Raw genomic sequence first — 9,574 nt, 5'->3', positions numbered from 1 at the left:
CAATCCTCGACACCACCACTGGACATGCCCCCCGGAGCCCGGCCCGAGCGCAGCACATGCCCAACCCCCGGCGCGAGCAACGGACATATACCCAAGATGCCCACTCCCCGGCGCGAGCACTGGACATGTCCCCCGGATCTCCCGCTCGCAGGCCCAGCCCGAGCGCAGCACACGCCCGAACGTCAGCCCAGAGCGCACACGTCCAATCCCCGACACCATCACCGGACATGTCCCCCGGAACCCGGCCCGAGCGCAGCACATGCCCAACCCCCGGCGCGAGCAACGGACATAGTCCCATCCTGCCCATCCCTCGGCGCGAGCACTGGACATGTCCCGCGGGGGCCCACGCACCACTTCTGCGTTCATGTTGTTTTTCATTGACAAACCAACAAGAACAAAGATAAAGTCAAACAATTCCACTTCATGTGATGGGAGTCACTGAAGCCCCGGGAACGCAGAACAAGAACCAAGTCAGACGCAGTACGCAATGGAGGGTAAGTGTTCGCCGAAGAACGCCAGCAGCTGATCGTGGGGCTCATCTACGCCAGCGGCCGGGCCAGCGTCACTGACCTGGCCGAGCGCTTCAGCATCACCACCGAAACCATCCGCCGGGACCTCGCCGCCCTGGAAGCGGCCGGCAGCGTCCGCCGGGTGCACGGCGGCGCGGTCTCCCCGGACCGCTTCAGCACCACGGAAGAAAGCATCCTGGAGCGGACCGTGCAGCGGCAGCCCGAAAAGACCCGCATCGCCGAGGCCGCCCTGGCCCTGATTCCCCAGAGCCTCAGCGGCAGCATCCTGATCGACGCCGGCTCCACCACGGAGGCCCTCGCCGAACTCCTGGCCGCCCGGGCCGCCGGGGCCGCCGCAACGGGCAGCCTCCCGGCGACTGGGCCCGAGGCCGAACTCGTCGTCATCACCCACTCCCTGCCCATCGCCTCCCGGCTGTCCGGCGAACCGGGCATCGCCCTGCACCTGCTCGGCGGCAAGGTCCGCGGGCTGACCCAGGCCGCGGTCGGCCAGTCCACGGTGGAGGCCGCGCGCCGGATCCGGCCGGACATCGCGTTCATCGGCACCAACGGCATCCATGCAGCCTTCGGGCTGAGCACACCCGATCCTGAAGAAGCCGCCGTCAAGGCGGCCTTCGTCCAATCAGCGCGCCGCATTGTGGTGCTGGCTGATTCCTCCAAGCTGGATGCAGAGACGCTGGTCCAGTTCGCCTCGTTGAAAGATCTGGACACCGTGATCACAGACACGCAACCTAGCCGGGAACTCGCCGACGCCCTTGCGGAAGCCGGAGTGGAGGTGGTGGTCGCGTGATTGTCACCCTCACCGCCAACCCCAGCCTGGACCGCACCGTGGCGCTGCCCGGCCCCCTCCTCCGCGGGGAAGTACAGCGGGCCGTCTCCGTCCGCCAGGAATCCGGCGGCAAGGGAGTCAATGTCTCCCGCGCCCTCGTGGCCTCCGGGCTCAAAACCATCGCCGTCCTTCCCGGCGCCGAGGCCGATCCCGTCCTCGCCGGGCTGCGGGATACTGAGGTGCCGTTCGCTGCCCTCCCGATCGGCGAACCGCTGCGCAGCAACGTGGCCCTCACCGAGCCCGGCGGCATCACCACCAAGATCAACGAACCCGGACCGGTCCTCAGCGAGGACCAGCAGGAGGCCCTGATCAGCCTGTTGCTGGACCACGCCCGCGGTGCCGCCTGGGTTGTCCTAGCCGGCTCGCTCCCACCCGGAGTTCCGGCCGACTTCTACGCGACCGTCACCCGGCGGCTGCGTTCCCTGTTTGATGGCGAGGCCGCACCCCGGGTCGCCGTCGACTCCTCCGGCGAACCTCTCGCCGCAGCGGTCTCCGGCGACGCCTCGGGAAAGCCGGACCTCTTGAAACCCAACGCCGAGGAACTGGCGGAATTGGCTGCGGCAGCCGGCTTCGCCACGCACAAATCCGCCGAGGAACTCGAAGCGGACCCGGAGGCTGCAGCAGCAGCCGCCGCCGCCGTCGTGCGCTCCGGCGTGGGTGCCGTACTGGCCACCCTCGGCTCCAAGGGTGCCGTTCTTGTGACGGCCGACGGCGCGTGGCTTGCCACGCATCCGCCGGTCACCGCGGTCAGCACTGTCGGCGCCGGCGATTCCTCGCTGGCCGGATACCTGCTCGCCTCCAGCCAGGGCGCCGCCCCGGCCGATTGCCTCCGTCAGGCGGTGGCCCATGGTGCCGCCGCCGCTTCCCTGCCTGGCTCCACTGTCCCGGCAGTCAACCAAACCACCCCTGATGCCGTAACCATCACGGCCCTCCGGAAGGATTGACAGTGACACAGCTCATTACTACCGAACTGGTCGAGCTCGACCAGAATCTGGGCAGCTCGCCCGAGGACGTGATCCGGCACCTGGCAGGCAGGGTTGCGGCCAACGGACGCGCCACCGAGGTTGAAGGCCTCTTCGCCGACGCCTTCGCCCGGGAGTCCAAGACCGCCACGGGTGTCCCTGGTGGCATCGCAATCCCGCACTGCCGCTCGACGGCGGTCACCGAGGCCACCCTGGCGATGGCGCGGCTGTCCCAGCCGGTCGACTTCGGCGCCAAGGACGGCCCCGCGGACCTGATCTTCTTCATTGCCGCGCCTGAGGGCGCGGACCAGGAGCACCTGAAGCTGCTGTCGAAGCTGGCACGGTCACTGATCAAGAAGGACTTCACGGCCAGCCTGCGCGCGGCGACCTCCCCGGCGGAGATCGTCGAGCTCGTCGAAGCCGCACTGGCGGACAAGCCTTCCGCCCACGCCGCTGCCGCGCCGGCCGCTGCCGCGCCGGCCGCTGCCGCCGCTGGCACGGCCGGGGAAAGCACCGCTGCCGCGAAGGCCAAGGGCCCCAAGCGCCTGGTCGCCGTCACCGCGTGCCCCACCGGGATCGCGCACACCTATATGGCCGCCGACTCGCTCGTCGCCGCGGCCAAGGAAGTCGGTGTGGACCTGCAGGTGGAAACCCAGGGGGCCTCCGGCGCCAAGGCCCTTGACCCCGCCGTGATCGCCGCCGCCGACGCCGTGATCTTCGCGGTGGACGTGGACGTGCGCGGCAAGGAGCGCTTCGCCGGCATGCCGGTGATCAACGCACCGGTCAAGCGCGGCATCGACGAACCGGACAAGATGGTCGCGGAAGCACTCGCCGCCGCGGACAACCCGCATGCCCGCCGTGTGCCCCACTTCGGCGCCGAGGAACAGGCCGAACACGAGGCCGAGGAAAAGGGCGAGCACATCGGCACGAAGCTGAAGAAGGCGCTGCTCACAGGTGTCAGCTACATGATCCCGTTCGTGGCAGGCGGCGGTCTGCTGATCGCCCTCGGCTTCCTGCTGGGCGGCTACACCATCACCGGCTTCGCGGACAAGATCCTGGCAGAGAACAGCCTCTTCAATCTGCCCACCGTGTACCCGGACCTGGCGTGGGGCCCGCTGGGCGCGTACCTGGGTGCCGTGTTCTTCAAGATCGGTGCCCTGTCCCTGGGCTTCCTCGTGCCCGCACTGGCCGGCTACATCGCCTACGGCATCGCTGACCGGCCCGGTATCGCCCCGGGCTTCGTGTCCGGCGCCGTTGCCGTCTTCATGGGCGCAGGCTTCCTCGGCGGCATTGTGGGCGGCCTGCTCGCCGGCTACGTGGCGCATTCGATCGGCAAGCTCAATGTGCCCCGCTGGCTGCGCGGCCTGATGCCGGTGGTTATCATCCCGCTCGTGGCGTCGCTCGTGGCATCGGGCATTCTGTTCGTGTTCCTCGGCAGGTACGTCGCCGCCGTCACCACCGGGCTCAACAACTTCCTGGCCGGCCTGACCGGCGCCAGCGCCATCGCCCTGGGCATTGTCCTGGGCCTGATGATGTGCTTCGACCTCGGCGGTCCGGTCAACAAGGTGGCCTACTCCTTCGCCGTCGCCGGCCTGGGCGCGGCGTCCATCACCAACCAGGCCCCGTGGCAGATCATGGCGGCCGTCATGGCCTCCGGCATGGTCCCGCCGCTGGCCATGGCGCTGGCCTCGACCGTGCTGAACAAGCGACTCTTCAGCCTGGCGGAACAGGAAAACGGCAAGGCCGCCTGGCTGCTGGGAGCCTCGTTCATCTCCGAAGGCGCCATCCCCTTCGCCGCCGCCGACCCGCTCCGCGTCATCCCCGCCAGCATGCTTGGCGGCGCCGTGACCGGTGCCATCTCGATGGCAGCAGGGGTGGGATCGAAGGCCCCGCACGGCGGAATCTTCGTCTTCTTCGCGATCGATCCCTTCCTGTGGTTCGTCGTCGCGATCGCAGCCGGTACGGTCGTGAGTGCCTTCGCCGTGATCGGGCTCAAGCGCTGGGCAGTTAAGAAGCCGGTTGATACGGTGGAAACGGTTCCCGTAGCCGCCTAAGCCAGTCCAAGGCGACTTTCCAAGCAGATATTCACAGCTGATAAACACCTAAGCTGACATCAAGGAGCAGAAATGACCGAACGTAACGCCACCATTGCCAGCCGCGTCGGGCTGCACGCCCGCCCGGCCGCCATCTTCGCCGAGGCTGCGGGCGAGTTCGACCACCTCGAGATCACGATCGCCCGCCTGGGCGAGCCGGAGGACGAGGCCATGGACGCCGCCAGCATCCTGTCGCTGATGAGCCTGGGCGCTTCGCACGGCGAGGTTGTGGTGTTGCGTGCCGAGGGCGAAGGCGCCGACGCCGCCCTGGATCGCCTCGTGCAGATCCTTGAGACGGATCACGACGCCGAATAGCCGCACCGTCCGGCGCCCGCGCCCGGACACCCGGCAGTAACAAGCAGCATCAGAAGGCCCGGCCGCCCCCGACGAGGGGGCGCGCCGGGCCTTCGTGTTCCCGGGCATCGCCGGGGCCCTGTGCGCTATTCGCGATTTTTGTCAGTGGGCTTAGTAAGTGCTTGTCACCGCCCGGCGGCGCGGCTAGTTTGGAATCCGCGGCGGCAGCGTCCGCGGGCCGTCGCGGAATGGTTCCCAGCCGAAGGAGATGATCGCGTGACACGCGTACAGAAGAGCATCGGGGCGGAGGTAACCGCGCCGGCCACCCGACGCCGGCGGCCGCCGTTCATGGAGATCGCCGCCGGACCGGCCGCTGACGAGACCCGGGGGCGGTAGCCATGCCGACGAAGAAGGGCGAACCCCGCGGTTCAGAGAGCCCGAGCATCAAGGACCCCGAGCTCTACGAGAAGCTGGTCGAGGACGGCGCATCAAAACAGAAGGCCGCCCGGATCTCCAATGCGGCGGCGAAGCGCGGCCGGTCCGCGGTGGGCCGCAAGGGCGGCAAGGCCGGGGACTACGAGGACTGGACGGTCCCTCAGCTCAAGGAACGGGCCAAAGAGATCGGCCTCAAGGGCTACTCGGCCAAGAAGAAGAGCGAGCTCATCTCCGCCCTGCGGAACTCCTGAGTCTGATGGCCGCGGCATCCCCGTCCACGGCCTCAGGCGCCCTTGCGCGCCCTTGCCGCCGTGGTCTTGGACGGCGTCGCTTTGGGAGCCGCCTTAGGCGCCGCGCCTTTCGCGGTGGCGGTCCTGCTTTCGCCGCCGCTGCTTTCAGTGGCGCCGCCTGTTCCGGTCTTCGTGGCGGCAGCCTTGGAGGCGGCCCGGGCCGGTGCCTTGGCCGGCGCCTCGACCGCGGCCTTCGACCCGCTCCCGGCGGCCGCCGGCCCACCTCCGCGTTTCTTCTCCAGGCTCCGTTTGAGGGCCTCCATCAGGTCAATCACTTCGCCGGTGCCGGTTTCGGCAGCGGCGGCGCCAAACGTTTCTTCGGTGTCCAGGGACTCCCCCTTCTCCAGCTTCGCGTCGATGAGCTGGCGGAGCTGGAGCTGGTAGTCGTCCGTGAACTGTTCGGGGTCAAAGTCCGCGGCCATCGAATCCACCAGGGCGGCGGACATTTCGCGTTCCTGGGCGGAGATGCGGATCGAGGTTTCGAGGGCCGGGAAGCTGGCCTCGCGCACTTCGTCGGCCCAGAGCAGCGACTGCAGCATCAGGATGTCGCCGCGGATCCGCAGGGCCCCCAGCCTGGTCTTTTCCCGCAGTGCAAACTGAACGATAGCCACCCGGTCGGTGTCCTCGAGGGCCCGGCGCAACAGCACATAGGCCTTGGGCGACTTGGAGTCCGGTTCCAGGTAGTAGCTCTTCTCGAACATGATGGGATCGAGCTGGTCCGCCGGGACGAACTGCACGACGTCGATCTCGTGGCTGTTCTCCGCGGGGATGGACTTCAGTTCCTCCCGGGTCAGGATCACTGTGCGGCCGTCGTCTTCGTAGGCCTTGTCGATGTCCTCGTAGTCGATGATCTTGCTGCAGACCTCGCAGCGGCGCTGGTAGCGGATCCGTCCGCCGTCGGCGTTGTGGACCTGGTGCAGGCTGATGTCGTGGTCCTCCGTCGCGCTGTAGACCTTGACGGGGACGTTGACCAGCCCGAATGCGATCGCGCCCTTCCAGATGGCTCTCATGGGACTAGTGAACACCAGAGCGGTTCGGAGGTGAAGACTGTTGGCTGAGCGAACCACACAGCCGGCCGCGCAGCCGGCCGCCAGGCAGGAAGCCCAACGGGACAACACTCCCCCGGCAAACGGCCGTCAACGGGTCCTCGTGGAGGGCCGCGAGCTCGTCCTGACCAATCTGGACAAGGTCATGTACCCGGAAACCGGCACCATCAAGGCAGACGTCCTGGCCTACTACGCCGCCGTCGCGCCGGTGCTGATCCCTGCGGTCCGGAACCGGCCGGCCACCCGGAAACGCTGGGTCCACGGCGTGGGAACGGCCGAGGAGCCGGGACAAGTGTTCTTCCAGAAAAATCTGGACGAATCGGCACCCGGCTGGATTTCCCGGGCGGCCATCAAGCACAAAGAGCACACCAACCAGTACCCCCTGGTCAACGATGCCGCCACCCTCGCCTGGCTCGCCCAGATCGCCGCCCTCGAAATCCATGTCCCCCAGTGGCGGGTGGATTCGCACGGCCGGGCCCTGCCGCCGGACCGGATGGTTCTGGACCTGGACCCCGGCGACGGGGCCGGCCTGGCCGAATGCGCGGAAGTGGCCAAACTGGCCCGCGCCATCCTGCAGGACGTCGGCCTGGACCCCGTCCCCGTGACCAGCGGAAGCAAAGGCATCCATCTCTACGCCGCACTGGACGGAACCCGGGGCTCTGAACAGATCTCGGACTTCGCCCATGAACTGGCCCGCGCCCTGGAAGCGGACCATCCGGACCTGGTGGTCAGCGACATGAAGAAGACCCTGCGCACCGGGAAGGTCCTGGTCGACTGGAGCCAGAACAGCGCGGCGAAGACCACGATCGCGCCCTACTCGCTGCGCGGGCGGCTGCGGCCCACCGTGGCGGCGCCGCGGACCTGGCGGGAGCTCAGCTCCGCGTCCCTGCGCCAACTGGACTACCGCGAGGTCATGAAGCGCGTGCAGTCCGGCAAGGACCCGTTCGCCGCGGTCTCAGGCGGCAGCGCCGCCGATCCTCGGCTTGAGTCCTACCGCGCGAAGCGGGACGCGAACGCCACCCCCGAACCCTTCGCGCCGGACGCCCGCGCCGCCGGCGCTGGCGCCGGTCTGCTCCGCGAGTCGTTTGTCATCCAGGAGCACCACGCCAGCCGGCTGCACTACGACTTCCGCCTTGAACGCGACGGCGTGCTGGTGTCCTGGGCGTTGCCCAAGGGCGTCCCCACCAGCAAGGCCACCAACCACCTCGCGGTCCAGACCGAGGACCATCCGCTGGACTACGCGGACTTCGAGGGAGTCATTCCCAAAGGCCAGTACGGCGCCGGGACGGTCAGCGTCTGGGACCGCGGCTACTACGACTGCGAAAAGTGGATCGCCGGCAAGGAGGTCATTGCCACGCTGACCGGCGCAGAAGGCGGCGGCCTCGGCGGCACCCGCAGGTTCGCCCTGATTCACACCGGCCAGGCCGACGACCAGTGGCTCATCCACCTGATGGACCCGGCGGGGCCGCACAAGGGACACCGGGCAGCAGCGCCCGCAGACCAAGAGACAGGGCAGGAGCGCGGGCACGACCCGGGACAGGACGCCGCGCCGGACGGCGGGCAGGAGGCCGCGCCCGGGGACTCCCCCGGGGAGCCGGCGGCCCCGGAACTTGACCCGCCACCAGGCCGGGCACAGGTCCCGCACCCTGCACCCGCACCCGGTGTCTCCGGCTTCAGCCCCATGCTGGCCAGCGCCGGGACCGCTGCCGACCTCGCGGACAAGAACTGGCAGGTCGAGCTCAAGTGGGATGGCATCCGGGCCCTGGTCATCGGCGATGCGACGACCGTCAGGCTCGTCAGCCGCAACGGCAACGACATGTCCGCGAGCTACCCGGAACTGACGGACCGGCCCCTCTGGCCGGAACAGGACTTCGTCGCGGACGGCGAGATCATCGCCGTCGGGCGCACCGGCCGACCGGACTTCGGCCTGCTGCAGGGCCGCATGAAACTGACCAAGGCCGCCGACGTCGCACGAGCGCAGGACTCGACGCCGGTGCGGCTGATGTTGTTCGATCTCCTCTTCGACGCCGGCGATGATCTGCGGCCCCTGCCGCTCAGCGAGCGCCGGCTCCGGCTCGAGCGCTTCTTCCGCCCCTCCGGGGCCCGCGTCGAGCTCTCCGGCATCATCGACGTCGGCGACGCGCACAAAATCAGCGTCAGGCACATCCTGGAAAGCGTCGCTGAGCTGGGACTGGAGGGGGTCATGGCCAAGCGCACGGACGGCCGCTATGTCGGCCAGCGCAGCCGGTCCTGGCTCAAGCTCAAGCTGGAGCGGACCCAGGAAGTGGTGGTGGGCGGCTGGCGAACCGGCAACGGCGAGCGCCGGCAATCCGTGGGCTCGCTGCTGCTGGGGATCCCGGATGGCTCGAAGCTCCGGTACGTGGGGCGCGTGGGCAGCGGCTTCAGCACCCGTGAACTGGAGGAACTCCGGCAACAATTGGACGCCCTGCCCCGGAAGACTTCCCCGTTCAGGGAGGTGCCGGACGCCGATGCCGCAGACGCGCATTGGGTGAGCGCAAAACTCGTCGGCGAGGTCAGCTACGGGGATTGGACCGGGGGCGGGAAGCTGCGGCACCCGGTGTGGCGCGGCTGGCGCCTGGACAAGACGCCAGCCGACGTTGTGGTCGAACCTGTTGCCGGTCCTGCCGCGGGACCTTAGTCGTGGTGGGGCATCTGCGGACGGCTCTGCCGGTGGATTGCCGCGTCGGCCACCTGCTGGCCTTGCCGTCCGCGGGTGGTGTCACGGTCCTTGGGATGACGGTGTTTGCCGCTGCCGTCCGGCCATTGCTGTCCCTGGGCTGCCGCCGGGGGAACGTGGTGTAAGGCCTCCGGTCCGGGAGCCTCATCCATCGACTGCGCCAGATGGCTCGCAACCTCGGGCTCGATTTCTTCTCCGAACTGATGATCCGCCATCGATCTTCCTTTCCGCTGTAAATAACCGCTGTGAAATGAAGTGTTCATCAATCGTAGGACTGCTGGGATGAGATGTCTGTAGCAGGTGCCGGCGGACTTCCTTTCGGCCTGAATCCGGCCCAAAACAAGGGTTTGCGGGGGCTGGCGCGGAAGATTTTGGCCGCGGCACCGCGGGCAGTGCCGGT

General features: G+C 68.4%; 8 protein-coding genes. 6 read left to right on the top strand and 2 right to left on the bottom strand.

Annotated features, from left to right (window positions below; genetic code table 11):
* The first annotated feature begins 498 nt into the window (after window positions 1-498).
* The 5 genes from BLR03_RS04870 (at window position 499) to BLR03_RS04850 (ending at window position 5,391) form a co-directional block, all read left to right on the top strand.
* Window positions 499-1,317: a DeoR/GlpR family DNA-binding transcription regulator gene (locus tag BLR03_RS04870; protein ID WP_091250192.1), complete on the top strand. Its 819-nt coding sequence runs from the start codon at window positions 499-501 to the stop codon at window positions 1,315-1,317.
* Entirely contained in the window at window positions 1,314-2,300 is a 987-nt protein-coding gene (locus BLR03_RS04865; RefSeq protein ID WP_091250190.1) for a 1-phosphofructokinase family hexose kinase, read from the top strand. The genes BLR03_RS04870 and BLR03_RS04865 overlap by 4 nt, the downstream gene beginning before the upstream one ends.
* Window positions 2,301-2,302: 2 nt before the next feature.
* Complete coding sequence (locus BLR03_RS04860) at window positions 2,303-4,372, top strand: PTS fructose transporter subunit IIABC (RefSeq protein ID WP_091250188.1); 2,070 nt, start codon at window positions 2,303-2,305, stop codon at window positions 4,370-4,372.
* Window positions 4,373-4,444: 72 nt separating this feature from the next.
* On the top strand, window positions 4,445-4,726 hold the full coding sequence (locus tag BLR03_RS04855; RefSeq protein ID WP_091250185.1) for an HPr family phosphocarrier protein: 282 nt from the start codon (window positions 4,445-4,447) through the stop codon (window positions 4,724-4,726).
* 377 nt (window positions 4,727-5,103) lie between these two features.
* On the top strand, window positions 5,104-5,391 hold the full coding sequence (locus BLR03_RS04850; RefSeq protein WP_091250183.1) for a DUF7218 family protein: 288 nt from the start codon (window positions 5,104-5,106) through the stop codon (window positions 5,389-5,391).
* Between the two features lie 32 nt (window positions 5,392-5,423).
* Here the strand turns inward: BLR03_RS04850 and BLR03_RS04845 are convergent, their stop codons facing one another.
* Complete coding sequence (locus BLR03_RS04845) at window positions 5,424-6,440, bottom strand: non-homologous end joining protein Ku (protein WP_091250181.1); 1,017 nt, start codon at window positions 6,438-6,440, stop codon at window positions 5,424-5,426.
* A gap of 40 nt (window positions 6,441-6,480) precedes the next feature.
* Between BLR03_RS04845 and BLR03_RS04840 the strand changes: the two genes are divergently transcribed.
* Complete coding sequence (locus BLR03_RS04840) at window positions 6,481-9,135, top strand: ATP-dependent DNA ligase (protein WP_302846568.1); 2,655 nt, start codon at window positions 6,481-6,483, stop codon at window positions 9,133-9,135.
* Here BLR03_RS04840 and BLR03_RS04835 read toward each other — a convergent pair.
* The gene (locus BLR03_RS04835; protein WP_091250178.1) at window positions 9,132-9,389 is read right to left on the bottom strand and encodes a hypothetical protein; all 258 of its coding nucleotides are present in this window, start codon (window positions 9,387-9,389) and stop codon (window positions 9,132-9,134) included. The two genes, BLR03_RS04840 and BLR03_RS04835, sit on opposite strands and share 4 nt — an antisense overlap.
* Window positions 9,390-9,574 lie beyond the last annotated feature (185 nt).

The sequence above is a fragment of the Arthrobacter sp. ok909 genome (assembly GCF_900104405.1).
Taxonomy (GTDB): Bacteria; Actinomycetota; Actinomycetes; order Actinomycetales; family Micrococcaceae; genus Arthrobacter; species Arthrobacter humicola.
The sequence above is the reverse complement of the archived record's forward strand: the minus strand, read 5'-3'. Positions and strand labels throughout refer to the sequence as shown.